Below are 26,090 nucleotides of genomic sequence, written 5' to 3'. Positions count from 1 at the left end.
TCATGACAATTACAGTTATCCTATTCCTGATAGTGGGAAGTTTTGCTACTGATTCAACTGATACTCTGACTTTAGATTATTGCTATTCAAGACTGGAAAATCACTATCCCATAGCCGAAAAGTTGAAGCTTCAGAATGAAATCACCACTCTGAATAAAAAAATCGCTCACACCGGTTATTATCCGCAGTTGAATGTAGGAGCCAAAGTAACCTACCAGTCGGAAGTCACTGAATTTCAGGTTGCCGGTGGCGCCCAACCCATTGGACCTGATCTAAGCAAGGATCACTACGAAGTTACACTTGATGTAATTCAGCCGATTTATAATGGGGGAGTGGTTGGAATCAAAAAGAATCTTGAAGAGGCAAAAGGAGAGCAGGAAATCAATTCGATTCGGGTACAGATGCACCAGCTCAAGAATCAGGTTAACAGTGTCTATTACGGCATAATGCTGGCTCATAATCAGTCAGAAATTCTACAATCGGTAAGTGAAAGCCTTAGAGCCCAGATTGAAAATATCAATGCTAAAGTTGAAAACGGGGTATTGCTTCCCAGCCAGCGATACATTCTTGAAGCAGAGCTAATCAAAATTAAGCAAGATTCGATAGAAATAGATGCCAATATCGAAGCGGGTTATGAAATTTTGGGACAGTTAATCGGTGAAGAACTAACCGGGAGAAGAAGTCTGGCTGTACCGGAAGTCAATTCATTGGATCTAGCTGATGAAATACTTACTCGCATGAGACCTGAATTTAAATTATTTGACAGTAACCGAAGGTATTTAAGTTATCAAAAAGAGCTGGCCCGCACCGGGCTGCTACCATCACTTTCTGCCTTTGGAACCGCAGCTTACGGAAGGCCGGGATTCAATGTTTTTGAAAATGATCTGCATGAATACTACATAATAGGACTTAAACTGAACTGGAATTTCTGGGCAGCCAAAAATGCCGGGACACGAAAAGAGGTTATAAGACTCCGGCAGAAAAGTGTAAATGAAGAAGAGAGAGCTTTTGAAAGACAGCTAAAGGCTTCACTTAGTAAGATTGAAGAAGAAATTGCATCACTGAAACGCAAGATTCAAGAGGATCAACAGATTGTTGATCTACGACAAAAAGTAGTAAAAACCGTAGAAAGCCAACTGGAAAACGGAACCGCTACTGCAACGGAATATATAACCGAGCTCAACAAGAAGACCCAGGCCGAACTGTCGATGAAAATGCATAAAACAAGACTTTCACAGGCCAGAGTTGAATATGAAACGATGTTAGGGGCCGGCGATAGAAATATCAACAGTAAATAGACACATTATGAAAGCGAAAATGAATCACCTCACAAAAAAACAGTTCCTATATTGGGCAGTATTCCCGGTTTTTTTTCTTCTATCCTGCTCAAATAATGATAAATCCGATGCCTACGGTCAGTTTGAGGCTACGGAAACTACTATTTCGTCGCAGGCATCGGGCGAACTTCTTGCTTTCACTGTTTATGAAGGATCAAATCTGAAACCTGGAGAGCAGGTCGGGCTCATTGACACTACTCAGCTTAAGCTAAAAAAAAATGAGTTGCTGGCAGTACTTTCCTCAACCGAAGCTAAAATTGATCAAATAAATGCCGAAGCCGAGGTGTTGAACGAACAGTTACAGACGGCAACCATCAATTTGCAACGAATTGAAAACCTGGTTAAGGATGAGGCCGGAACCAGGCAGCAATTGGATGATACAGAGGGCAAGGTACGCACACTACGAAAGCAGATTGAAGCACTCAAGGTTCAGAAAAAATCAGTGAGAGCAGAAATTAATGCAACCCGCTCCCGTCTTGAGCAATTGGAAGAGCAATTGAATGACGCATACGTGGTCAATCCGGTAATGGGAACGGTTCTCACCACCTATGTGGAGCCTTTCGAACTGGTGGGGCAGGGTCAGCCGCTGTATCAGATTGCCAACCTCGATACTCTTGAATTACGAATCTATGTAAGCGGCGCACAGCTGCCATCTGTCAAACTTGGCCAACAAGTCGAAGTTCTAATTGATAAAAATGCGGAGGAGAACAGCAGTCTAAGTGGTCGCATTAGCTGGATTGCATCTGAGGCTGAGTTTACTCCCAAGATGATACAGACCAAAGAAGAGCGGGTCACGCAAGTTTATGCTGTAAAAGTAAAAGTGCCGAATACTGATGGGATGATAAAAATCGGCATGCCTGGAGAAGTTAATTTTTAGCCACTGATCTACACAGATTTAATTTTTTCCCAATTTGTTGAAGATCAGGTTTTAAAATTCAGTTTATGAGTGTACTGAGTGTTCAAAATATTACTAAAGCTTATGGGGCGGTAAAAGCGCTCAAGGATATCTCCTTTGAGGTACAGAAGGGGGAGATATTCGGTCTAATTGGGCCGGACGGCGCAGGGAAAACAACGGTATTCCGGATACTTACAACGCTTCTTAAGCCGGATTCAGGTAAAGCCGAAGTTCTTGGAAAAGATGTGGTATTGGGATATCGAAAGATTCGTTCTGAAGTGGGGTATATGCCCGGAAGATTTTCACTGTATCAGGATCTCACAGTTGAGGAGAACCTTCAATTTTTTGCTTCCGTCTTCGGCACGACTCTTGATGAAAATTATGATTTGATCAAGCCCATATATAGTCAGTTGGAACCCTTCCGGGACCGTTTGGCCGGTGCTTTATCCGGCGGGATGAAACAAAAACTGGCTCTCAGTTGTGCACTAATTCATAAACCTGAAGTGCTGTTCCTGGATGAGCCGACTACAGGTGTGGATGCAGTATCCCGCAAAGAGTTCTGGGAAATGTTGCATCGCCTTAGGGAGCAAGGAATTAGCATTTTGGTATCTACTCCCTATATGGATGAAGCCGAACAGTGTGACAGGATCGGACTTTTGCAAGAAGGTCGTCTGCTTTCTATTGACACTCCGCAAGCTATCACAAATCAGTTTGATAGTGACCTATGGGCCATTAAAAGCAGGGACAAATATCAACTCATACAAGTCTTACGCAAGTATGAACATGCGAGATCAGTGCAGCCATTTGGAGACAGTGTACACTACTCGGATGCAAGAGATGATTTCGACAAAGAGGAGCTAACCAGCTATCTGCATTCGAATGGGATAAACAGACCTGAAATGCATCGTATTACACCTCACATAGAAGATACCTTTATAAGGCTTATGGAGAAGGAGGTAAATGATGGCTGATTTGATGATTTCTTCCCAAAACCTGACCCGCAAATTTGGGGATTTTACGGCTGTAGATCACATCTCCTTTGATGTAAAAAAAGGGGAGGTTTTCGGATTTCTGGGAGCCAACGGCGCGGGAAAAACAACGGCCATGCGCATGCTGACCGGATTATTGAAACCCACAGAGGGTGAGGCAACGGTGGCCGGGTTTGATGTCTATGATGAAGCTGAAGAGATAAAACGACGCATAGGCTATATGAGTCAGAAGTTTTCGCTCTACGAAGATTTGACCGTAAAAGAGAACATCCGGCTCTATGGCGGCATTTACGGCCTGTCTGATAAGCTCATCAGGGAAAAGACGGAGCAGCTGCTGGATATGCTGGAGATGCAGGATTTGAAGAACAAGAAGATCGGTTCCCTACCACTTGGGTGGAAACAGAAGCTGGCCTTTTCGGTGGCCTTGATTCATGATCCGGGAATAGTATTTCTGGATGAACCAACCGGGGGAGTCGACCCCATCACACGTCGTCAGTTTTGGGAGCAAATTTATAAAGTAGCGGAAGAGGGCACTACTGTCTTTGTGACGACCCACTACATGGACGAAGCGGAATACTGTGACCGGGTAACCATTATGGTCGACGGGCGAATTGATGCCTTGGGTAGTCCGGAAGAATTGAAACTGGAATATGATGCCAATAATATTGAGGACGTATTTGTAAAACTGGCACGAGGAGCGGAGCGCAGTGATCAGTGAACAGTTAGCAGTTAACAATGAACAATTAGTCCTCGTCAATCGATTTGCGGTTGACGAGGCGTCAGACGCTCCACTTCCACTGCAAGTTCTAATTTTAATTAAAATTAAGCATTCGGATTGGAAACAGAACTGTCCACCATTTTCCAACATCCAACATCCAACTTCTAACTTCTAACTTCCAAAATGGATGCCTTTATAGGTTTTATCGTAAAAGAGTTCAAGCAGATCTATCGTGATAAGCGCACGCTGGTTGTTCTCTTTGGTATGCCGATAATACAGATGCTGCTCTTCGGCTTTGCAATCCGCAATGAGGTGGAAAATGCCAAGGTATCGGTGCTGGATGCATCCAATGATGAAGTTACCCGTCAGATCATCAGCAAAATAGACGCTTCCAACTATTTTACTGTTGAGGGGCAGATACAACGCTATGATGAAATTGAAGAACTATTCCAACAGGGTGAAATTGACGAAGTGCTTGTTTTTGAGCCGGATTTTGCCCGAAAGCTTCATCGTGGAGAAAGGCCTGCGATTAATATTATCACCGATGCGTCAAATCCGAATCTCGCCCAACTCATCCAACAATACTCTACTTCTATTGTAATTGATTACGAGATTGAGAACGGGGCTGACGGGAAGGTACAGCGAGGAGGACTCACAGCAAATGTGAATATGCTTTTTAATCCTCAGCTGGAGAGTGTAAACCTTTTTGTCCCGGGTCTTATAGCTGTGATACTGATGCTTATTTCTGCTTTAATGACTTCCATTTCCATCACCCGGGAAAAGGAGATGGGGAATATGGAAATACTTCTGGTTTCTCCATTGCGTCCGGGACAGATCATTATTGGAAAGGTGCTGCCCTACCTGGTACTGGCTTTTGTAAATGTACTAACTGTACTGGCTTTGGCTAAGTGGGTATTTGGGGTTCCATTTAGAGGCTCCTACAGTCTATTCCTTGCCGAGTCGCTCCTATTTATCTTCACTGCGCTTGCATTGGGTGTTTTTATCTCAACAAAGGCCGACGACCAGCAAACTGCCATGATGGTTTCCCTGGCGGGATTGTTACTGCCTACTGTGTTGCTGTCAGGATTCATTTTTCCGATATCCAGTATGCCGGTTCCGCTTCAACTGATTAGCAACATCATACCGGCACGATGGTACCTGGTTATTGTTCGGAGCATTATGCTCAAGGATTCGGGCCTTTTCTTTATCTGGAAGGAGACCCTCGTTCTGGTGATTATGACACTGGGATTCATTCTGCTCAGCGTCAAAAGTTTCAAAGAAAGATTACAGTGAACAATTATCAATTAGCAATTAACAATGAACAATTAGGAATGTGTCAACCATCTAACAAAGCCTGCTTTCTCGTCAATCGCTCTGGTGTAGACGGTAGGTTGGACGCTCCGCGTCCATTCTGAGACCAATTTCAATTAAGAAAGTAAAATTTCTGAATCTGAACTCGCACACAAAACTCTGATGCCTCTTCCAACTTCTAACTTCTATCTTATAATTTTTATCTGCTAACTGAAATGCGGTCGATCAAATTTTTATTACAGAAAGAATTCTTGCAGATATTCCGCAACAAAGGAATGTTACCCATTATATTTCTAATGCCGGTGATACAGCTGGTCGTTCTTTCATTTGCAGCTACCTATGAGTTGCGTGAAGTAGATTTCCATCTGGTAGATTTTGATCATTCCACTGCATCGCGACAGCTTGTAAATAAATTTCAGGCAACCGGATATTTTAATCTGCAAGACCACTCCCAGGATGTGAATGAAGGGATATCACAGATGCAAATGAATGAAGTCCGATTGGTACTGGTGATTCCTGAGGGTTTCGAGCGAGACTTGAAATCCGGACAGCCGGTCTCGGTTCAAATGAATATTGATGCGGTAGATGGATCAACGGCAGGTCTCATACAAGCATATGGCAGGTCTATAATACAGGATTTTGGGTCCGAAATTTCAGTTCGTGCCAATCAAGTATCCAATGCAACTGCACCGGGCATAGCCATCATACCTGCTAGCTGGTATAATCCGAATCTCGACTATATCAAATACATGGTACCCGGTATACTTGTAGTTCTGGTTTCGATGATCGGGATGTTTTTATCGGGAATGAATATTGTGAGAGAACGGGAAATGGGAACCATTGAGCAACTTAATGTTACCCCATTAAAACGGTACCAGTTTATCATTGGAAAGCTCTTACCATTTTGGATCATAGCCATGTTTGAACTGGCAATTGGACTTATCATTGCTCATTTCGGTTTTGAAATACCTTTTGTTGGCAGTGTGCTGTTGCTTTTTGGGATAGCGGGAATTTATCTGCTGGTAGTTCAGGGTTTAGGATTATTTATTTCCACCATTACCAACACCCAGCAGCAGGCTATGTTTATCGCCTGGTTCCTGATGGTCGTATTTATTTTGATGGGTGGTCTATTTACTCCTATTGAAAGTATGCCTGGCTGGGCTCAGCAGCTGACTGTTGCGAATCCCATCGCTCACTTTATTAAAATCATGAGGATGGTACTCTTAAAGGGAGCCGGCTGGGCAGAGGTTCAAAACTTGGTTGGTTTGTTGTTTCTCATGTCAGTTGTGATACTGCCGGCAGCCATACTGCGTTATCGAAAATCAACCGGTTAATTTTGTTTTCATAATCGGATGGAATCCAATATCCTAAGTGTTCAATAAATATTTGTTTTACCAACTATGGCAGGCAAACTGGAAAAACTTCGAAAATTACTGGATCAGACTGATGAGAGGATTGTCAGGACCCTGGCCCAACGGCAGGAGCTGATTCAAGCCATTTCTGATCTTAAGATTGACGAAAAAACCACTATTCGTGATGAAAACCGTGAAGAAGAGCTTCTGAAGCGTATTACTGAACTCGCTCGCGAGGAAGGTCTGGATCGATATTTTGCCGAGCAGATTTTCAAGGATATTATTCATCATTCCGTGCGATTTCAGACTCATTCACTGGTTGATCACCACAATTTGGAAGGTGGACGCGAAACGGTCAGTGTGGCCTATCAAGGCACGGATGGAGCATTTAGTCACCAAGCTGCTTATCGTCATTTTGAGGAGAGATACAGTGAAGTTGAATGTATAGGATACGATACCTTTGAAGAAGCGGCTCGGGCTGTGGAAAATGAGAAGGTAGATTATGCCATTCTGCCTATTGAAAATACCACCGCAGGATCTATAAATCAGACTTATGACATTCTCGGTGAGGGAAAACTTCACATAGTTGGGGAAGAAGCCATACGAATTATTCATTGTTTGCTGGCTATCGAAAAGGTACCTATCGAGCGTATTAAAAGAATTATTTCACATCCACAGGCACTTGCGCAATGCAGCCACTTTTTATCAAAACTGCATAGGTGCAAGGTAGAATCTTATCTCGATACAGCCATGTCAGCCAAGAAAGTAGTGGACGATGGTGATCTTTCTCAGGCTGCCATTGCCGGTAGTTATGCAGCACAGCTGTACGGCCTTGAGATACTGAAACGCGATCTTGCGAACCAGTCAAAGAATTTCACCCGTTTTGTGATTGTGAGCAGGGATGAGATCTCAGTGGATACGCAAATTCCATGTAAAACGTCCCTGCTGATGACTACCTCTCATGACAAAGGTTCTCTTATAAGCTGCCTGAAAGTGCTGGAAGAGCACGGTATCAATATGGCTAAGCTGGAGTCTCGCCCAAAGCCCAATGAGCCATGGAAATATTTGTTCTACCTTGACATTGAAGCCAATACAGATGAGCCAGAAACGGCTACGGCGCTCGACGAACTGAGAAAACAGGCTGATTCTCTTAAAGTGTTGGGCTGTTATCCTGCGCAGGTTGGAAAAGGCGGTGAACAGTGAACAGTTTACAGTGAACAGTTTACAGTGACCAGTGTGTCAGTGAACAATTAGCAATTAACAATGAAGAATCAGGCCTCTTCAATAGCTCTGCGGTTGACGGTGCGCTAGACACTCCGCGTCCATTCCCATCTTAAAAAAAGAATTGAAACTTTTAAAAGATGGAGTTGCAATCGAATCCAGAGTTGATCAGCCTTTGCTAATTGCTAATTGCTAATTGCTAATTGCTAATTGCTAATTGCTAATTGCTAATTGCTAATTGCTAATTGCTAATTGCTAATTGCTAATTGCTAATTGCTAATTGCTATGGAAAAAAGAGAATGTCCCGGTTGTGCGATGGAGGTGGATGCCGATGCCGAGGTATGTCCGATATGCGGTTATGAATTTCCGAAACAGTCTCTTGGGATGAAGATCATGGTATGGCTGATGGTTATCCTGCTGTTGGCGTGGTTGCTGATCTGAATGGATGTTCTAAGTATTTAACTTACCCAATTCTCTCAATCTGTGTAAATCTGTGGCTACATAAATGAATACAGAATTCAGGAGTCAGAATGGATAATTCACTATTATGAATTCAAAACTCAACATTAACTTTCCCGTCTTTCCAGATTAACTGGAAGTCTTTTTCCTTTTCAAAGTTCGAAGCTTGTCGAACCCACTGTTCTTCCTGTTCAACTCTCACAAATCCTTTTTCCAGCGGACCTTGGGGATTTTGCTGTTCAAGACGATGGATGAGTCCGTTTATTTTTTCTCTTTTCTGCAGAAATGAGAGTTCTTTTTTATGCTTTAATCGCTCAATAAGATTGTTCAAATGCTCGTGACTACCGGCTACTTTTTGTTTTACAGCCTGCAAAGCGTGCGATTTTAGCAATTGTTTTACCCGTTCCTTGCGGTCGGTGACTTTATCATCTGTTGCACGAGAGAGACGGTTGGTTAAGTCATCGGCAAACATCTTGATTTCATTAATATCCGGAGTTGCAAGTATAGCTGCCTGGGTCGGTGTCGCCGCTCTGGCATCGGCAACAAAATCCGATATGCTAAAATCAACCTCGTGGCCCACGGCACTGATGGTTGGCACCTTGCACTTAAAAAGAGCCCGTGCTACAGCTTCTTCATTAAAGGGCCAGAGATCTTCGAGCGAGCCGCCCCCGCGCCCTACAATAAGTACATCTACATTTTGTTTTTCTGAGAACCAGTTGATGGCTTTCACGAGTTCCGGTGCTGAATTCACTCCTTGCACACTGGCATGGTGCAATAATACAGTAGCCAGAGCCCAGCGACGTTCCAGGGTATCGCGTATGTCGTGAAAGGCAGCCCCGGTGGCCGAAGTGATTACCCCGATGCGCATTGGAAATTTGGGCAAAGATTTTTTGTGGACCTCATCGAAGAGCCCTTCATCTTTTAATTTGGCTTTGAGTTTTTCAAAAGCCTCCTGAAGAGCCCCGATGCCGGCCTGTTTTACGGATCTAACAATCAGCTGGTACTTTCCATGTGGTGGATATACCTGAATATCACCCCCCGCTACTATTTGCTGCCCATCCACAAGATCAGCTTCAAGACGCTGTGCGATGCCACGCCAGATGACACATGATAGCTGTGCATCTTCATCTTTAAGGGTAAAGTAGATATGTCCGCTGCGGCTCTTGCTGGCATTGCTTATCTCACCTTCGACTTTGATATCCAGGAAGTTACCTTCGAGCATTGTTTTTATTTCTCCGGTGAGCTCAGAAACTGAAAGTACGGAGGGTTTGAATAAGTCAGGTTGGGTCATAATAAAGCAGCTATCGGCTGTTTGACATCAGTAACTGTTAGCTGAATGCCGATGGCCTATTTTTAAGTTTAAAATTTTGAATTAGCACGAACAGTTATTGAATTCACATCAAAACAATTATATTCTAAAACAAAAATAACAGAAAGTTTGTATGAGTCATACTCCCGATTTACTGATCAAAAATGTGAAGCCTGTAAGCACCAGCCATGATGGTAGCAAAGAGGTGGATATACGCATCAGGAAAGGTAAGATAGCAGAAATTGGACAAGACCTTGAAGAGAAAGACAATGAAAAAGCTCATGATGCCAAGGGCTCATACATTTCCCCAGGCTGGATGGATATGCACGTTCATTTGCGTGAGCCTGGCTACGAGCATAAGGAGACTATAGAAACAGGGTGTCGTGCTGCCGCATTCGGAGGTTTCACAGAAGTGGCCTGCATGCCCAATACCAATCCACCTATCCATGCCCGTGATGTGGTAGAATTCATTAAAAAGAAATCGGAAGGTCTTCCCGTTAATGTTCATCCAATCGGTTGTGTGTCGAAAGACAGGAAAGGCGAGTCAATAGCCGAAATGGCCGACATGCAGGATGGAGGAGCCGTTGCTTTCAGCGATGACGGGGATCCGGTCTATAACTCAGAACTTATGCGGGTTGCTCTTGAATACTCGTCCATGCTCGGCATGCCGATTATTAACCATGAAGAGGACCTTAAGCTCTCTCGACCCGGACATATGCATGAGGGAAAAGTCTCAACACGTCTCGGGCTCGACGGTACTCCGGGTATAGCAGAGGAGGTGATGATAGCCCGCGATATCCTGCTTGCTGAATTTACGGGAGGACATGTGCATGTAGCACATATCAGCACAGCAAAAGCAGTAGACCTGGTTCGAAAGGCAAAGGCTGATGGCATCCATGTTACCACAGAGGTATGCACACATCACTTCGATTTGACGGATGAAGAGATAGAAAGACAGAACTTTGACACCAACTTTAAAATGCACCCCCCTCTGAGAACACAGGAAGATGTGGATGCCATGATTGAAGGTTTGGCTGACGGTACTATCGACGCCATATGTACCGATCACGCCCCGCATGCCATTGAGGAGAAGGAGGTAGAATTTATCTATGCACCGAATGGAATTATTGGTCTTGAAACGGCTTGGGGGGTAACCGGAAGGCGACTGCTCAAGTCCGGCAAGATGAAACTAAGAGAGGTGCTCACCAAGCTGATAGATAATCCGAGAAATATACTGAACCTGGAGATTCCCAAGATTGAGGAAGGCGCATTCGCTAATCTGACATTATTTAATACCGACCGGGAGTGGACCTTTGAGCAGAAACACATCAAATCAAAATCGAAGAATTCTCCGTATGTAGGTTCGCAGATGGTTGGAAAAGCCGAAGCCATTTACAATAATGGTCAGTTTATCGTAAATGAGTGAGTCACTACAGAATTAAAAGGCCGATCGATCCGTTATCTGTTTCAAAAAGCAATTAGATGTTTAAGACTTTGTCCCATCGCACAATATTAGCGTGCTTCTGCATTTCTGTGGGAATATTTTTTCATCCCACTGATGTTTTGGGGCAGCGCAATACCATGCCGGTGCCTGATGCGGAATTCGGACAGATACCGGATTCTTTGTATAGCATGAACGAGTATGCTCTTCAACCGGATGCTCCTTTCATCTATACCGTTAAAGAGCTGGAGGTGAACTTTGAGAACGATGAAAACGCAATCGTGGCTCTTCTCGATTACTATGTAAGGATCAAGGTATTTGATGCTTCTGCCAGGGAAGCCTCTGTTGTTGCTATTCCGTACTATTTTGAAAGGGATATTGAAGAGGTTGTGAATATACGGGCAGCAACTCACACACAGGAGGGGGAAGAAGTACCCTTGCCGGATGATTCCATTCGCAGGATCAATATAAACTCCCGGTATAATGTAATTGAATTTACCATGCCGCAGGTTGAGGATGGCGCAATATTGGAGTATTCCTACCGTGTGAAGCGGAGGTATATTGAAGAACTGCCTGATTTCTATCTTGCGAATCAGGCTCCAACTGACTTGGCGAAGGTCACCATTACGTATCCAGGTTATTTGAGATATGAGACCATTGAAGAGAATTTTGACGGGCAGGTTAACCGGTTTACCCAGCAAATCGATACCAGTTCTGCTGCCAAGATCTTTACGGTACCTCAACCTGACCCGATACTAAAAGAGACTTATGTTGCCCGGGATATCCCCGCTTTAGAGGAAGAGGCTTACATATCTTCCATAGATGATTACCGGGGTAAATTGAAATTTAAATTGAGCGAGTTTGGTATACCCCGCCAAAAACTTGAGAATAGCTGGAAGCTGGTAGTGGCCGAATTGAGACGCAACCAGAATGTGCTTGCAGTAGCAGACCGCAATACCAAAGCAAAAGCCTTAGGCAGAGAGATTGCGAGGCTTTACGAGAGCGAAAAAGCTGTTCAGGATAGCATCTTCAGATATATTAATAGCACAGCTAACTTTAGCGGCAGCAAAAGCCCATACAGTGAGGTAACAGACAGCACCGTACTTACGGGCGAGCCGTCAAACCAGGCGGCTATCAATCAAACTCTGTTGGCGATGCTACACGGGGCTGGTATTGAGGCTTACCCATTGCTGATTTCGACCCGTCAATTTGGACAGATCAATAAATCTTTTCCCTCATTTTTTCAGTTTAACGGGCAGCTGACTTATTCCATTATCGATGGCGAAACCTATTTTATGGATGCTAGCTTTCCTTATAGTCAGCCCAATCTCATACCCGTTGATACCTATAACGAAACCGGTTTGTTACTTAAGCCTGATGGGTATGAATGGAAGGATATTGTTCCTGCCAAAAGCCTGTTTGCGATCGATATCAGGGTAAATGCCCGGTTAGATCGTGAGGGAAATCTTTCAGGCGATATACATGCGGAAAGTTCGGGCTACCCCGCTCAGGTTGTACGACAGAGATATTCCAACGGCCAGCCGGTTCAGGAAATCTTCAGAAGGGCTGTATTTGATGGGTACACCAATGCCGGCATCAGCAATTTGCAATTTAAGAATTATTGGAGTTTTGAAGAGCCTATAACTTTTGACTCTGATTTCGAACTGGAAAGCTACGCCACCAGTTTTACCGACGGATTGCAGTACAGGCCAATGATAGTAGGATACTTGATGAGCAACCCATTTAATGAACCCAGCCGGGAACTTCCTGTCACTCTGGATGCTCCTGAAAAACTGGATCTCGTCTATGAAATTGAAATTCCAAGCGGTTATTCTATACAACAGGGAAGTCAGAATCGTACTATCGAATTGCCCGGAGCCAGCTTGACGGAAAGTTATAATTTTGAGGGAAGGACCTTGCGCTACGAATTCCATATTGATATCTCCCGCAAACAGTTTGAGCCCGAGCTCTATCCCCAGCTGCTGAATTTATATGAGCGTTGGGTAGAACTCAGTAACAGTTCTTGGCGGATTCGACGTTAGGTGGGTGGCAGGTATAAGGAATAAGGGTATAAGTTTTGTAACCCTTATTCCTCACACCACTTATTTAAATCAGGAAAATTGTAATGGATAATAACCTTATAACATGCAGCTAGCACTGGAAACGTCTACGAATATTTGTTCTGTTGCACTGAGAGACAGCAAGGGCGAGGTACACGAAAAAAGAACAGAGGTTAAAGGCTCACACTCTGAAAAGCTTTTTCTTTTTATCGACGAGCTGATTAAGGAACAGGATGTGAAATTTAGTGATCTTGAAACTGTAGTTGTGAGCGAAGGTCCGGGTTCATATACCGGATTACGCATCAGTGCAAGTGCGGTAAAAGGGCTCCTCTTCGATTCGGATATAAAACTCTATGCTGTAAATACCCTGGCCGGGTTTGCAGAGTCGGTTTTTAATACAAAGCAAGAAGTACAAAATATCCATAGCATCATTGATGCTCGTCGCGTTCATGTATATCACCAGTCTTTTGTGATTCGATCAGGAAAATTGGAAAGCATTGATTCGGTGAAGGTGATTCCAATTAAAGAATTTGAAGAACAACTGCAGGAAGGAGATGCCATCGTCGGTACCGGACTAAAACGTTTAAACAGCAAAATATTGGAAAAAATGGATGTTTTTGACAGTTCTTATATTTCTGCAAAGTCATTACTCAACCTTTACCAAAAAGATGACGAACACAGTTTTGCCAAAGAAGTCGATCCCCGTGATTTTGATCCAAAGTACTACACTTCAAACCAAGTGTAGCGAGTGAAAGTGTGAGATATAAGACACATATACATTTCAAGCTTATACGGGATTTCACAGAAATAAAAACATTTTCCCTTCGCTGTAGATTCGTTATTTTTGAGTCCATTTAAATTAAATGAAATCTTATGTCCTGGTTTAAGCGAAAAGACAAAAATATTCAGACCGATGAACGTAAAGAGATGCCTGAAGGCGTCTGGGTTAAGGTTCCCACTACAGGTGAAACCGTACATCGTCGGGAGCTTGAAGACAACTTATGGGTTGATCCGCTAAGCGGTTACCACTTCCGTATCGGCAGTGAAGAGTATTTTTCTTTTCTTTTCGACAAAGGTAAGTTTGAAGAGCTTGGCCAGGAAATTGTGCCCTCCGATCCATTGAACTTTGAGGACAGAAAAAAATACAGTGACCGGCTTGAAGAGTACCAGAAAAAAACCGGTCACACTGATGCTGTGAGGGTTGGAACAGGCAAAATGAATGAATTGGATGTAGTGATAGCCTGTATGGACTTTGATTTCATCGGCGGAAGTATGGGATCCGTAGTTGGTGAACGACTCGGTATTGCTATCGATTATGCCCGGGAAAATGAAAAGCCTTTAATTATCATTTCACAATCCGGCGGAGCCAGGATGATGGAAAGTGTGCTCAGTCTGATGCAAATGGCCAAAACTTCGGCCAAGCTGGCACAGCTCGAAGAAGCTGCCGTTCCCTACATTTCATTAATGACAAACCCAACAACCGGAGGTGTTACAGCCAGCTTTGCCATGTTGGGTGACTTCAACATTGCGGAACCCGGATCCCTGATTGGTTTTGCCGGTCCCCGTGTCATTCGACAGACTATCGGACGGGACTTGCCCGAAGGATTTCAGACTGCAGAATATCTGCTGGAACACGGATTTCTGGACTTCATCACACCGCGCACGCAGATGAAAGGAAAACTCACCAAAGTCTTGAAGCTCGTACTTCATAAGTTTGAGGCCTAATAGACAATTCCATTTTGTCTCCTCTGTCTGAAGTTAGTTTTTTACGCTTATTTATCAGTCCCTCACAGTACTGCATTTAGATTTCAATCATCTTAACTAATATTTCTACCATGAAAAGACTTCTGCTGCTTGGTCTTATGCTTGGTTGGCTATTTCAGCCGGTCCAGGCTCAGCAAAAAAAATCTATCTCATTCAGTCATATTTTTGATCGCACTTTCTCACCTGAGGGAATACAAAACGTAAACTGGATGAAAGATGGCCAGTACTATACGGCCCTGGTGCGAACCAATAATGATATTGAGTTGAGGAAATATGACATTCTCACCGGTGACTATGAAGTGTTGGTTGCCTCTTCCGGGTTACGTGTAGAGGACAGGGATAGAGCTATCATAATTCAGGATTACCAGTTCTCGGCCGACGAAAATAAACTGCTTATCAAAACAGATGTTGAACGAATATGGCGAAGGAGCACAAAGGAGAATTATTTTGTCCATAATCTGGAGACCGGGAAGACTGCCAAGTTAACCCAGTCAGATGAAAAACAGCAGTATGCTCAGCTTTCGCCAACCGGTGAAAAGGCCGCTTTTGTCCAGAATAATAATCTCTACCTGGTCGATCTTGAATCGGGAGAGGAGAAAGCTATTACTACAGACGGTGAAGAGAATAAGATCATCAATGGTGCAACGGACTGGGTTTACGAAGAAGAGTTCGGATTTGCCAAGGCATGGTACTGGTCACCGGACGGTAACAAGATTGCCTTTTATCGATTTAACGAGTCACGAGTGAAGGAGTTCTTTATGATTGAGTGGGGCAGTTTGTACCCCGATCAAACTCGTTTCAAGTATCCTAAAGCGGGGGAGAAAAATTCTATAGTTAAAATCGGGGTTTATGATCTGGAGTCTCAAAATACGGTTTGGATTGATATCGGGGAGGAGACTGACCAGTATATTCCACGGATAAACTGGACAGAAAACTCAGGCACGCTTGCCATCAGAAGAATGAACAGGTTACAGAATAAACAGGATCTGATGCTTGCAGATGTAAACTCCGGAAAAACCCAAACAATAAAAACGGAAGATAGTGATGCATGGATCGATATTAATGACGATTTGACGTTCCTGGAAAACGGTGAGCAATTTATTTACCTGAGCGAGGAAAGCGGTTATAACCACATATATCTATATGATATGAGCGGTGAGCTGGTCAGGCAGGTAACCACAGGCAATTGGGAAGTAACCAACTATCTTGGTTACAATGAAGAAAATGAACGGATTTACTATATAAGTACAGAAGAATCTCCGCTTCAAAGACATCTCTACAGCATAGATATCAGTGGCGATGACAAAACAAAGATGAGTGACGGAGAGGGATGGAATAGTGTTAATATGAGCCGCGACCACAAATATTATATTGAGACATATTCGAGCCCTGAAATGCCGTCTGTTTATACTCTTCATGAAGGCAGCGGGAAGGAAGTCAGGGTACTCGAAGACAACAATGAACTGAAAACAACCTTGGAAGAATACCGGATGCCTGAGAAAGAATTCATGAAGATCCCGCTACCACAAGCTGAGTTAAACGCCTATATGTTGAAGCCATCGGATTTTGATTCAACTAAAAAATATCCGGTATTATTTTACGTATACGGTGGGCCGGGGAGTCAGACCGTCAGCAAGAGATTTGATTCCGGTCAGCGACCAATATGGCACCGCTATCTTGCGGAACAGGGTTATATCGTATTTAGTGTGGATAACAGGGGCACAGGAGCCCGAGGCAGGAATTTCGAAAAGCAGGTATACAAAAAACTGGGACAGTATGAAGTTCAGGATCAGATTGATGCTGCAAGATATTTGTTGGACCAATATGACTTCATTGATACTGCCAGGGTAGGAATATGGGGCTGGAGTTACGGCGGATACATGTCGAGCCTGGTTCTGGCAAAAGGCAGTGATGTTTTTTCTACGGCAATTGCGGTAGCACCGGTTTCCAGCTGGCGTTTTTATGACACGATATATACCGAACGATTTATGCAAACTCCGCAGATGAATCCCGAAGGATACGAAAAGGGGGCTCCACTAACTTATGCCGGGCAAATTGAAGGCAACTACCTGCTTGTGCATGGAACAGGAGATGATAATGTGCACTTCCAGAATGCGGTTGAAATGGTGAACAAACTGGTTTCAGAAGGTGTGCAGTTTGAAACTATGTATTATCCAAACCGTGCCCACGGAATATCCGGTGGAAATACACGCCAGCACCTGTTCAAGATGCTGAATCAATTTATATTAGATAACCTATAATTGAAATATTCTCCCGAAGGGATCCCTTCGGTAAACATTCAAAAATTACCGAAATGCGTTTTGCCGATTATGCTAAAATTTATGTAACTGCAGGAAGCGGTGGAGCAGGTTCAGTTCACTTCCGAAGAGAGAAGTACGTGCCCAAAGGCGGGCCCGATGGCGGAGACGGTGGAGACGGAGGGGATGTTATCCTGCGGGGAAACGAACAGCTTAATACCCTTCTTGACCTGCGTTATCGTAAATATGTGAAAGCAACCCACGGGCAAAATGGTGGTCCCAGCAAACGTAAAGGTTCGGACGGCGAAGATGAAATCCTGGAGGTTCCTCTTGGCAGTGTGGTTTATGAAGCTGATACCAAGGAACGTCTGGGAGAAATAACCGAGCATGAAGAAGAGATCGTCATTGCCAAAGGGGGTAAAGGCGGACTTGGAAACTGGCATTTCAGAAGTTCAACGAATCAGACTCCACGTCATGCACAAGACGGGGAAGATGGTGAAGAACGCACCATAGAAATTGAATTGAAATTGCTGGCGGATGTAGGCCTCGTCGGATTTCCCAATGCCGGTAAAAGTACCTTGCTCTCCGCAATGTCCGGGGCCAAGCCCAAGATTGCTTCTTATCCCTTTACTACTTTGGAACCCAACCTAGGGGTTATTACACTTCCTGATTATCGCACTTTTGTAATGGCCGATATACCCGGGATTATTGAAGAGGCGCATGAGGGCAGGGGTCTGGGTATTCAGTTTCTGAGGCATATCGAAAGAAATAATCTCTTGTTGTTCATGGTGAGTTCGCAGCAGGATGTGGAGTATGAATACAATGCCTTGCTTAAAGAGCTTGAATCCTATCGTAAAGATCTGCTGGACAAACCACGCCTATTGGCTATAACCAAGATGGACCTGCAGGATGAATATAAACTTGCGCAGGATATTGATATTGATATCCCGGTTGTGGAAATTTCAGCTGCCACAGGCTACAACATGGATAAACTGAAAGAAGCCATCTGGGAGCAACTGCAAAACGTTGAATCATCAAGAAAAGAAAAAGAGAAGAAGCAGGAGTAGCGAGGATACGATAAGGGAGTATCTGGCTCTTTGTCTGGTTCCTAATTTGGGCGCCTACCGCATCAAACTACTGATGCAGAAGGTTGATCATCCCCAGGATATTTTTCGGCTTAATACACAGGAGCTCATTTCCATAGATGGAATCGGACCGGTCGTTGCCAACGCCATTCAAAAATTCAACAATTGGGATGAGGTCGACAAACTGCTCAGTCAGACGGAAGTATGCGGTGCATCGATAATCAGCTTTCGAGATAATAATTACCCTGCCTTGTTAAAAGAAATTTTTGACCCGCCTATTCTTTTATGGGTTAAAGGAGATCCGGCTATACTCGACTTGCCGGGAGTAGCAGTAATCGGAACACGCAGGGCTACAAGCTACGGAATCAGAAAAGCCAAAGAATTTACAGCTGACCTGACCGCTCAACATCTTACAGTAGTAAGCGGTCTGGCTTATGGGGTGGATGCGATAGCTCATAGGACTACCATAGAGAACGGAGGCAAGACAGTGGCGGTCCTGGGTTCTGGAATTGACACTATTTACCCGGGAAAGCACAAGGATTTGGCAAAAGACATTTGGGAATCAGGAGGAGCTGTTATTTCTGAGTTTCCGCCGGGTACCAAACCCGATGCCGGCAATTTCCCGGTACGAAATAGAATAGTGAGCGGATTGACCCTTGGTACACTGGTTATTGAGTCGGGACTTGAGGGAGGAAGTATGATCACTGCTCGTTCGGCCCTGGACCAGAACCGCGAAGTGTTTGCCATACCACATTCGCTGGATAATGAGAATGGGAGAGGTTGCAATGCCATCATAAAGCGAGGATGGGGAAAGCTGGTACAGCATATCGATGACATACTGGATGAATTAACGGTAACCCGTGTAAGGGAGGATCAAGAGCCAAGGATCCAAAAGAGAAATTGGGAAATGGCAGAACTGGATGAGGTATCAGGGACCATCTGCCGGGTGCTTCATGAAAGTACCTACCCCATTCATATTGACGATCTAAGTGAAAAGCTTGAGATGCCTACTTTCCGTCTCCTGCCCAAACTCCTGGAACTGGAGATGATGGATTGTGTTCGGCAGATCGCAGGTAAAAAGTTTGAGCTCAGCTAATCCAAAAAAAACCTAATTCGGATAAATACGCATTCTCTCTGTTCTGTGCAGGGTTATCAATCCAAAAGCGGCCACCGGTGGTGTTATGGTAGCTTCAAAAATGACCTGTTGCTGGTCATAATCCAGCTCAATGGTTTTACCGTACCTTTTTCCGGAATTTACTGCACCGGGAATGAAGAAGGCATGATTAGCTTCGGGATTATAATCTACATCCGACACGATCCTGGAATAGGTTTCGTTGCCGCGATTCTTACCATAGGCCCAGGTTTGCTGAATGGTCATAGCATTCTCATCAATTTCATACTCGACAGCACGGCTATAAATTGAACCGGCTCCGTAATTTCGATTATCACCGTTGTCAAATAGCATAACATTGCCATTGGGCATTCTTAGGGGAGCATGCTGGTACCATGACCATTCAAAGTCCGGGTGGTTGGCATCTCCCGAGAGTATACTTTGATCAGTTATCAGGTCACCGTTTGCATCCAAGGGATCCAGCAGGAACTGTGTGAGATCTGTACCATTGCCCGAGGTACCCCATTCTTTATGCGGAGCTATAATCCATACTACTTCGTTATTTTCGGTCAGTTTTACGACTCCCTGCGTTCTGCCCGAAACGACGATGGTGTTGTCCGTCTCATCATAATAGAGCGCATTGGCATGGAACCAGTCTACGGAAATATCAGCCAGATTGGTGTCCCAGGCAGTACGGTTCTGATCCAGAGACTCCCTCAAATCCCACTCATTCACGATCTGACCTGAATTTCGATCAATTTCGATGATATGATCCTCAACCGTATTGAGGCCAAACTTGTTTACGGTCACGATAAAGTTGCCATTTGGTTTCTCCTTAACCTCATGATGGAAACCGTAACCCGGCATTTCCCAGGTATTAAGAACTTCTCCCAGCATGTTGATTTCATAGATCATATTGGTGTTACCGTCTCCGAAGTAGAGGTTTCCGTTCTGTAGCCGTTCCATTCCATCGTCGTAAAACAGACCGGATAGTGAGGGATGTGAACTGAAATTCAGGTACCAGCGAATATCGCCAAAGGAGTCGAACATAAATGGTCTCTGTGGAGTCGGACTCCCATCAGTTATATGGCCGAAATAACTGACAAAATTGAGCCCTTCGATCATTTGTGAGCGATCGGCCACGTTGATTTCAATAGAAGGAAGATCCGCCAGAAGTGATCCGGTTCGAATGTTGTAGGTTCTGCTGCCCAGGCTAGTACCGCTGCTCCCGGTAAAGCTCAGTTCAACGGTATTTTCAATATCCGGGTACAAGCCAAGAACCGGAATCTCAAAAACGTTTCCCGACTGGTTAAGAGTGTAGCTGATATCTGATTCCGGTCCGTTTATCCCAGTTACTTTTACGCTAATAGTGACTTCACTTTCAGTTTCAAGATCAATCTGTGCAGTGAGGGGTGCGTATCCTGAAGGATTTACTGTCACCTCTTCACTTATAATACCGGGATTGGGTCCTTCGGGACCTGAGCTGTTATCCTTACAGCCGGCAGCAAGGATAGTTAATGACATTATGATAATTGCAAAAAGGAGCTTTGATCTGAAGATCATAACAAGAAAAAAATTTAAAGGGGTTTACCTGATTACTCTGAATACCAATTTCTCAACCGTACTTCAATGTCTTCATTTTCACTATTTACCAGATCTTTGAAGACTTCCGTATCCTGCCCTCTGTAGTGAAAGGGATAAACAATGGAAGGCTTGAAATCCAATACCGCGCTGGCTGCCTGATTGATATCCATAGTATAGGGAAGGTTCATGCAGACAAATGCTACATCGATATCGGTTAGTGACCGCATTTCTTCAATATCCTCTGTATCGCCAGAGATATAGACGTTTTTTCCGCCCATCGTTAGGATATAACCATTACCTCTGCCTTTAGGATGCCGTGAGTCCTCGTCCTTGGGTAAGTTGTACATTGGGATCGCTCTTATTCCCATACCCATTAAATCGATATTCTCACCGTTTGAAAGAACAGTAACTTTATTAGAAAGGGGTGCCGGTAAGCGCTCCTTGACAGCTTGAGGTGCAACTACGGTAGCACTTTCGGTATCCAGTGCTTCCAGTGTTTCTATATTCATGTGGTCGCCATGAATGTCCGTAATCAAAATCAGGTTGGGTTTGTCTAATCCTGAAAATGCTTCCTTGCCACCTGTGGGATCCAAATAAATGGAAGTGCCGTTCCAGCTGAGTGCCAGGGTGCCGTGATGTATGGGTTGAATAGTAATAGCTCCGTTTTCGGCAGAAATTTGATCGGGCTTCGGCCTTTGTGCCTCTGCAGTTGTTTGAAACACCATCAGTAGAACTATCGGCAGGACAAAATTCAGTAATTTCATGAAATTATATTTAAATCGTTGTCAGTTCACTCTATGGTAGCAACTGTAGCAGTGATAATCCAATAATCACACAAGTTATTACAGGCTAGATCAGGAGCAATGCGAAGTTGGTGAAATGAACCAATTCATCATTTAAATTCGGCAACAGAAAGAGTATCTTGCAAAAGTTATGTTCAAAGTGAAAAATACCATACTGTCAGAAGATATTGCCACAACGCAGTTTTCCTGTGATATCAGCCGCTGTAAAGGGGCATGCTGTGTTGTGGGGAATGCCGGTGCTCCCGTAAGCAAGGATGAAATTCCGGTGTTAAAAAAGGCCTATAAGTTATTGAAAGATGATCTGCGACCAAGAGCCCGCGAGGTTGTTGAAGAAGAAGGCTTGGTAAAAGGAAATAATAATCAGGGCTATGAACTCGCCTGCACCGATGATAAAGAGTGTGTGTTTGTGGAATATATAGATGATGATGTGGCCATATGTGCCATCCAAAAAGCCTTCTTCGAGGGACGACTGAATTGGGAAAAACCGTTGAGCTGTCACCTCTTTCCTGTTCGTCTAAAAAGAGTAGTCGATTTCGACTATGCAAATTTTGAGTATGTACCTGAATTATGCTCTTCCGGGTGTGAAAGCGGCAAGGAAAAAGGAACCTATCTATCAGAGTTTTTAGAAAAACCCCTTGTTCGCAGGTACGGGCAAGAGTGGTATAAAGAGTTTGCCAAAGCCTGTGAGGAAATCCGAAGCAGAGAGGAAGCGAGGGTAGGCACATGCTAAAAACCGGACAACAGATGAGTCAAAAACAGTCGCAACAACAGCGGCTGTCTCCCCAGCAGATACAGTATATCAAATTGTTGCAGTTACCGACGCTTGCTCTGGAGCAAAGAGTGGAAGAAGAGCTGGAAATGAATCCGGTGCTCGAAGAGGCGGAACCCGAAGATCAGGTTGATCAACAGGAAGAGTTAAATCCGGGAGAAGAGTGGGAAGATAAAAATAAGGAAGACGTAGATCCTGTTGATCAAAATGAAGATATCGACTGGGATGAATTTATGCATAATACCGAATATGACGGTAATGATTACAGCAGTTCTTATTCGGGTTCTTCTGGGAATGAGGACTGGCGCGATTTGCCGGATCCCTACCATGAATCACTACTTGAAGAGCTGGAGCAGCAAGTCGGATTATTGGACCTCGATGAAGAAGAGGAGATGATTGCCGATCAGATATTGGGGTCGCTGGATGAAGACGGGTATTTCAGAAGAGAAACGGAAGCAGTAGTTGACAATATAGCATTCAACAAAGGAGTGCTGATATCAGAAGAGGATGTAGAACGAGTTCGCAAACAGATACAGCAGCTGGACCCTCCCGGCATTGCTTCCAAGGATCTCAAAGACTGCCTCATAGTACAGCTTGAAATGATGGATGAGGGCGTTACCGGGCGAGATACCGCATTGGAAATGCTCAAAAAGCACTGGAAATCCTTTGAGAAGAAGCACTTTGGCAAGCTGAAGAAAAAACTGGATGTAGATGATGAAGGACTCCAGGACGCTTTTGAATGTATAAAAGGGCTGGACCCGAAACCCGGAGGCAGCGGCAATGTGGTTGATGACACTAAAAACTATATCGAACCTGATTTTGAGGTCCGTTATGAACCGGGAGAAACTGTAAATGGGGAGGATGCAGGGGAAGGCGATTTTATCATCAAACTGAATGACCGTAACGTACCGCCATTGCGAATTTCACCACGCTATAAAAAGATGTGGGATGACCTGAAGAAGAAAAAGAATTCGAATCCGGAAGCGAAGGAAACGAAGGATTTTATAAAGAATAAAATTGATTCGGCGCAGTGGTTTATCGATTCCATCCGGCAGCGGCAAAATACCCTGATGAATACGATGAAGACGATTGTGGCCCTCCAGGAGGATTTCTTTAAGCATGGGGAAGGTCTCAAACCGATGATTCTCAAAGATATAGCTGAACGGGTTAATTTGGATATCTCCACCATATCGAGGGTGGTAAACGGTAAATATGTTCAAACCAGCTTCGGTGTATTCGAGCTTAAGTATTTTTTCAGTGAGGGGATTGAAACCGAGAGCGGTGAAGAAGTATCAAGTACAGAAGTAAAAAATATTGTTCAGGAGATTGTCGATAACGAAGATAAGCAGAATCCACTCAGCGACCAGGCAATTGCCGATAAGCTAAAAGACAAAGGCTATAAAGTTGCCCGACGTACGGTTAGTAAATATAGGGAACAGCTCAATATCCCGGTAGCACGCCTTAGAAAGCAAATTATGTAGCCTGGATTTAGGATAACGAGAGAGCCAGTTGAATCACTTTTGGAAACTTGCCCGTAAGCAGCCAGACTCCTGCACCAATCCATAGTATACAATACAGACCTATACTGAGAGTATAAAAGAGATACTTATGTTTTTTAAGATATCGGGATGTATCCAGCGCGGCAGTAATAAATGCGGAAAAGTGAGTTAAGGCAAAGAGCAAGCCCAGAAATACCAGTACTCCCGGACGATTGGCGGTTGTCACTAAAGCAGTCATTACAGTGACAATTATGAAATTGATCTGCAAGGGCATGGCATACAGATTCAGAACCTGACGTGTTTGAGTGACACTTTTATTACTGATTCGCAGCCAAATGACACAAACCAGAGTCAGTATTAATGCAAAAATAAATCCTGTTAGAAATAGCGATAAGGAAGGGTTTCCAAAAAGTAGCAGGTAAGGATAATGATAAAAAAGTGCTTCGTAGCCCAACTTTGAGAATAACACCGACCCCAGACTGTATATGCAGATCCCGGATAGCAACACATTCTGAATTAAAACAATGATGGACGGTCCCATGGAGCGGATGTGTCTATTCATTACATCCTCGACAAAGAACACATGACTGCTGAAATACCGGACCAGTGATTTTCGGTAGACCGGGCTTAAGTGATAATTGACAGCGAAGAGTCCCCATATCATGATCAATAGAAGGACAATCAGGCTATGTTTAGTACTCCGTTTAATCTGTTCGCTGGGTACCGGAAATATGAACTCAGCTTCCGAATTGTATAGCTCGATGGTGCCAGCGAATTCCGGATACTTATCCAGCATGTCAAACAACCAATCGGGATTCACTAAAACCGTAATGTCTTTTTCGGAGGCATCAGCAAGAAAAGTTTTAAACGGATTTAAATACTCATATAGATCGCTTTCAGGCGTATAAAGATAGGGTGTAGTAATGGAGCTTGAATCAGGGTTTGTCAGTTCTGCTGCATCTGCTCCATTGACGTGTTTCTCTACTATTTTAAAATCAAATTGCTCATCTATGGCAACAGGCGCCGCATCGGCGGAAGCATAGTATAATCGCCCATTAAATTCTTCTCTGATTTGTTCTATTATGGGTCGAAGGGTTGAATCAAAAGCTGCTTTATGAACAGCGCCATAGCGAAATAGTCCTAATGCGCCAACAGAAGGATGAGAAGAATACACTCTTACATGTTTACTGATCAGATTGATAAGGCTCGAGTCAGGTTCCGAAAAGGTGCTGACCAGTGGGAAATAGACGGGTACTTGCCCGAAAACCTCAAAATCCAAGCTGTCTAAGACAGCCCATATTTGATCATCGGGCAGTTTGTCAATTTCAATGACTGATACATTCAGGCTGTCAAAAGTCTTAAGCTGCGAAAAAGCTTGGTCGGGATTATCGGGGATATTCCATTTGACACCTATAGTACCCTGGGCAATGCATTGATTTGCCAAACCATAGCTAAGAAATACGCAAAAAAGGAGAACCGATCTGAGTGTTGAGCGCATTAAAGATGGCTGAGAATAAGATTAGTCCTTTTTATTTGGGGTCTATGGTTTTTTCAATCGGTAATTCCTGGGTTTCCTTAAAACTGCTTAGCACGACATTCGATCGTGTCTTATGTACACCATCAAATGACTGAATCCTGGAAAGCAGCTTCTCGAGCGATTCGGTGTTCTCAGTTCGTATTTTGAGGACATGAGAGCCATCTCCGGTAATTGAGTGACATTCCAATACTTCCGGTTCATTCTTAATATTATCAACAAACTTTTTATAGTTGTCAGAACCATCTACCTCAACAAATACAAAAGCGGTTATATCGAAATTGAAGCGCTTCGAGTCGAGCACTGCATAATAACCTTTAATGAGATCTTTCTCTTCCAGCTTGCGCATTCTTTCTGACACAGAAGGTACCGAAAGGTGTACAATTTCAGCCAGTTTGTTGCGCTGTGAACGCCCATCCTTTTGAAGATGCTTGAGTATTTTTATGTCAATTTCATCTAAACTGTGAGCCATAATTTTTAATACTTGCCTAAATTTTTGATGTAAGCTTAAAAATAATCTTAATTAATTAGGAGATCAAGCATTTATTGTTCGTATGAGTAAAAATATTTCTGAAAGATCCGCAGCTATGA

At 43.8% G+C, this 26,090-nt stretch carries 22 protein-coding genes; 17 read left to right on the top strand and 5 right to left on the bottom strand.

What is annotated here, in order from left to right:
- Positions 1–2 precede the first annotated feature (2 nt).
- The 8 genes from G3570_RS11140 to G3570_RS11105 all read left to right on the top strand — a co-directional run bounded on the left by G3570_RS11140 (position 3) and on the right by G3570_RS11105 (position 8,264).
- Entirely contained in the window at positions 3–1,298 is a 1,296-nt protein-coding gene (locus tag G3570_RS11140; RefSeq protein ID WP_165142278.1) for a TolC family protein, read from the top strand.
- A gap of 7 nt (positions 1,299–1,305) precedes the next feature.
- Positions 1,306–2,214: an HlyD family secretion protein gene (locus tag G3570_RS11135; RefSeq protein ID WP_165142276.1), complete on the top strand. Its 909-nt coding sequence runs from the start codon at positions 1,306–1,308 to the stop codon at positions 2,212–2,214.
- 65 nt (positions 2,215–2,279) lie between these two features.
- Positions 2,280–3,203, top strand: coding sequence for an ABC transporter ATP-binding protein (locus G3570_RS11130; protein ID WP_165142274.1), 924 nt, complete (start codon positions 2,280–2,282; stop codon positions 3,201–3,203).
- Positions 3,196–3,939: an ABC transporter ATP-binding protein gene (locus tag G3570_RS11125; RefSeq protein WP_165142652.1), complete on the top strand. Its 744-nt coding sequence runs from the start codon at positions 3,196–3,198 to the stop codon at positions 3,937–3,939. The genes G3570_RS11130 and G3570_RS11125 overlap by 8 nt, the downstream gene beginning before the upstream one ends.
- Before the next feature lie 183 nt (positions 3,940–4,122).
- On the top strand, positions 4,123–5,232 hold the full coding sequence (locus G3570_RS11120) for an ABC transporter permease (protein ID WP_165142272.1): 1,110 nt from the start codon (positions 4,123–4,125) through the stop codon (positions 5,230–5,232).
- Positions 5,233–5,465: 233 nt separating this feature from the next.
- Positions 5,466–6,584: an ABC transporter permease gene (locus tag G3570_RS11115; RefSeq protein ID WP_165142270.1), complete on the top strand. Its 1,119-nt coding sequence runs from the start codon at positions 5,466–5,468 to the stop codon at positions 6,582–6,584.
- Between the two features lie 66 nt (positions 6,585–6,650).
- Positions 6,651–7,805, top strand: a complete 1,155-nt coding sequence (gene pheA, locus G3570_RS11110; RefSeq protein ID WP_165142268.1) for a prephenate dehydratase — start codon at positions 6,651–6,653, stop codon at positions 7,803–7,805.
- Positions 7,806–8,096: 291 nt separating this feature from the next.
- Positions 8,097–8,264, top strand: a complete 168-nt coding sequence (locus G3570_RS11105; RefSeq protein WP_249066987.1) for a zinc ribbon domain-containing protein — start codon at positions 8,097–8,099, stop codon at positions 8,262–8,264.
- 112 nt (positions 8,265–8,376) lie between these two features.
- On the opposite strand, the gene xseA is transcribed toward G3570_RS11105, so the two are convergent.
- Positions 8,377–9,573, bottom strand: coding sequence for an exodeoxyribonuclease VII large subunit (xseA, locus tag G3570_RS11100; protein ID WP_165142266.1), 1,197 nt, complete (start codon positions 9,571–9,573; stop codon positions 8,377–8,379).
- Positions 9,574–9,724: 151 nt separating this feature from the next.
- Between xseA and G3570_RS11095 the strand changes: the two genes are divergently transcribed.
- The 7 genes from G3570_RS11095 to dprA all read left to right on the top strand — a co-directional run bounded on the left by G3570_RS11095 (position 9,725) and on the right by dprA (position 19,295).
- Entirely contained in the window at positions 9,725–11,017 is a 1,293-nt protein-coding gene (locus G3570_RS11095) for a dihydroorotase (RefSeq protein ID WP_165142264.1), read from the top strand.
- Between the two features lie 107 nt (positions 11,018–11,124).
- A complete protein-coding gene (locus G3570_RS11090) occupies positions 11,125–13,074 on the top strand; it encodes a DUF3858 domain-containing protein (protein ID WP_165142262.1) in 1,950 nt (649 codons plus the stop codon).
- A 103-nt stretch (positions 13,075–13,177) separates the two neighbouring features.
- The gene (gene tsaB, locus G3570_RS11085) at positions 13,178–13,837 is read left to right on the top strand and encodes a tRNA (adenosine(37)-N6)-threonylcarbamoyltransferase complex dimerization subunit type 1 TsaB (protein ID WP_165142260.1); all 660 of its coding nucleotides are present in this window, start codon (positions 13,178–13,180) and stop codon (positions 13,835–13,837) included.
- Positions 13,838–13,965: 128 nt separating this feature from the next.
- The gene (gene accD / locus G3570_RS11080; protein ID WP_165142258.1) at positions 13,966–14,817 is read left to right on the top strand and encodes an acetyl-CoA carboxylase, carboxyltransferase subunit beta; all 852 of its coding nucleotides are present in this window, start codon (positions 13,966–13,968) and stop codon (positions 14,815–14,817) included.
- Between the two features lie 110 nt (positions 14,818–14,927).
- Entirely contained in the window at positions 14,928–17,117 is a 2,190-nt protein-coding gene (locus G3570_RS11075) for a S9 family peptidase (protein WP_165142256.1), read from the top strand.
- A gap of 53 nt (positions 17,118–17,170) precedes the next feature.
- The gene (gene obgE, locus G3570_RS11070) at positions 17,171–18,181 is read left to right on the top strand and encodes a GTPase ObgE (protein ID WP_165142254.1); all 1,011 of its coding nucleotides are present in this window, start codon (positions 17,171–17,173) and stop codon (positions 18,179–18,181) included.
- Positions 18,141–19,295: a DNA-processing protein DprA gene (gene dprA, locus G3570_RS11065; RefSeq protein WP_249066985.1), complete on the top strand. Its 1,155-nt coding sequence runs from the start codon at positions 18,141–18,143 to the stop codon at positions 19,293–19,295. Before obgE ends, dprA begins: the two co-directional genes overlap by 41 nt.
- A 12-nt stretch (positions 19,296–19,307) precedes the next feature.
- On the opposite strand, the gene G3570_RS11060 is transcribed toward dprA, so the two are convergent.
- Together G3570_RS11060 and G3570_RS11055 are read right to left on the bottom strand one after the other, a co-directional pair.
- A complete protein-coding gene (locus G3570_RS11060; protein ID WP_165142252.1) occupies positions 19,308–20,834 on the bottom strand; it encodes an aryl-sulfate sulfotransferase in 1,527 nt (508 codons plus the stop codon).
- 71 nt (positions 20,835–20,905) lie between these two features.
- Entirely contained in the window at positions 20,906–21,658 is a 753-nt protein-coding gene (locus G3570_RS11055; RefSeq protein ID WP_165142250.1) for an MBL fold metallo-hydrolase, read from the bottom strand.
- Between the two features lie 169 nt (positions 21,659–21,827).
- Between G3570_RS11055 and G3570_RS11050 the strand changes: the two genes are divergently transcribed.
- A complete protein-coding gene (locus G3570_RS11050; protein WP_165142248.1) occupies positions 21,828–22,427 on the top strand; it encodes a DUF3109 family protein in 600 nt (199 codons plus the stop codon).
- 14 nt (positions 22,428–22,441) lie between these two features.
- Entirely contained in the window at positions 22,442–23,947 is a 1,506-nt protein-coding gene (gene rpoN, locus G3570_RS11045) for an RNA polymerase factor sigma-54 (protein ID WP_249066983.1), read from the top strand.
- A gap of 7 nt (positions 23,948–23,954) precedes the next feature.
- Here the strand turns inward: rpoN and G3570_RS11040 are convergent, their stop codons facing one another.
- Together G3570_RS11040 and G3570_RS11035 are read right to left on the bottom strand one after the other, a co-directional pair.
- On the bottom strand, positions 23,955–25,409 hold the full coding sequence (locus G3570_RS11040) for a hypothetical protein (RefSeq protein ID WP_165142244.1): 1,455 nt from the start codon (positions 25,407–25,409) through the stop codon (positions 23,955–23,957).
- A gap of 85 nt (positions 25,410–25,494) precedes the next feature.
- Positions 25,495–25,971: an Lrp/AsnC family transcriptional regulator gene (locus tag G3570_RS11035; protein WP_165142242.1), complete on the bottom strand. Its 477-nt coding sequence runs from the start codon at positions 25,969–25,971 to the stop codon at positions 25,495–25,497.
- Positions 25,972–26,090: the final 119 nt, after the last annotated feature.

It is taken from the genome of Halalkalibaculum roseum, from assembly GCF_011059145.1.
Classification (GTDB): Bacteria; Bacteroidota; Rhodothermia; order Balneolales; family Balneolaceae; genus Halalkalibaculum; species Halalkalibaculum roseum.
Note: the sequence above shows the minus strand (reverse complement) of the source record. Positions and strands in the feature narration are given on the sequence as shown.

What these genes read in the sequence shown, in the direction of transcription:
- pheA (WP_165142268.1), top strand. Translation starts at nt 6,651, where the DNA reads ATGGCAGGCAAACTGGAAAAACTTCGAAAATTACTGGATCAGACTGAT.
- G3570_RS11135 (WP_165142276.1), top strand. Translation starts at nt 1,306, where the DNA reads ATGAAAGCGAAAATGAATCACCTCACAAAAAAACAGTTCCTATATTGG.
- accD (WP_165142258.1), top strand. Translation starts at nt 13,966, where the DNA reads ATGTCCTGGTTTAAGCGAAAAGACAAAAATATTCAGACCGATGAACGT.
- tsaB (WP_165142260.1), top strand. Translation starts at nt 13,178, where the DNA reads ATGCAGCTAGCACTGGAAACGTCTACGAATATTTGTTCTGTTGCACTG.
- G3570_RS11035 (WP_165142242.1), bottom strand. Translation starts at nt 25,971, where the DNA reads ATGGCTCACAGTTTAGATGAAATTGACATAAAAATACTCAAGCATCTT.
- obgE (WP_165142254.1), top strand. Translation starts at nt 17,171, where the DNA reads ATGCGTTTTGCCGATTATGCTAAAATTTATGTAACTGCAGGAAGCGGT.
- G3570_RS11050 (WP_165142248.1), top strand. Translation starts at nt 21,828, where the DNA reads ATGTTCAAAGTGAAAAATACCATACTGTCAGAAGATATTGCCACAACG.
- G3570_RS11120 (WP_165142272.1), top strand. Translation starts at nt 4,123, where the DNA reads ATGGATGCCTTTATAGGTTTTATCGTAAAAGAGTTCAAGCAGATCTAT.
- G3570_RS11075 (WP_165142256.1), top strand. Translation starts at nt 14,928, where the DNA reads ATGAAAAGACTTCTGCTGCTTGGTCTTATGCTTGGTTGGCTATTTCAG.
- G3570_RS11115 (WP_165142270.1), top strand. Translation starts at nt 5,466, where the DNA reads ATGCGGTCGATCAAATTTTTATTACAGAAAGAATTCTTGCAGATATTC.
- G3570_RS11125 (WP_165142652.1), top strand. Translation starts at nt 3,196, where the DNA reads ATGGCTGATTTGATGATTTCTTCCCAAAACCTGACCCGCAAATTTGGG.
- G3570_RS11130 (WP_165142274.1), top strand. Translation starts at nt 2,280, where the DNA reads ATGAGTGTACTGAGTGTTCAAAATATTACTAAAGCTTATGGGGCGGTA.
- G3570_RS11055 (WP_165142250.1), bottom strand. Translation starts at nt 21,658, where the DNA reads ATGAAATTACTGAATTTTGTCCTGCCGATAGTTCTACTGATGGTGTTT.
- xseA (WP_165142266.1), bottom strand. Translation starts at nt 9,573, where the DNA reads ATGACCCAACCTGACTTATTCAAACCCTCCGTACTTTCAGTTTCTGAG.
- G3570_RS11095 (WP_165142264.1), top strand. Translation starts at nt 9,725, where the DNA reads ATGAGTCATACTCCCGATTTACTGATCAAAAATGTGAAGCCTGTAAGC.
- G3570_RS11140 (WP_165142278.1), top strand. Translation starts at nt 3, where the DNA reads ATGACAATTACAGTTATCCTATTCCTGATAGTGGGAAGTTTTGCTACT.
- G3570_RS11060 (WP_165142252.1), bottom strand. Translation starts at nt 20,834, where the DNA reads ATGTCATTAACTATCCTTGCTGCCGGCTGTAAGGATAACAGCTCAGGT.
- rpoN (WP_249066983.1), top strand. Translation starts at nt 22,442, where the DNA reads ATGAGTCAAAAACAGTCGCAACAACAGCGGCTGTCTCCCCAGCAGATA.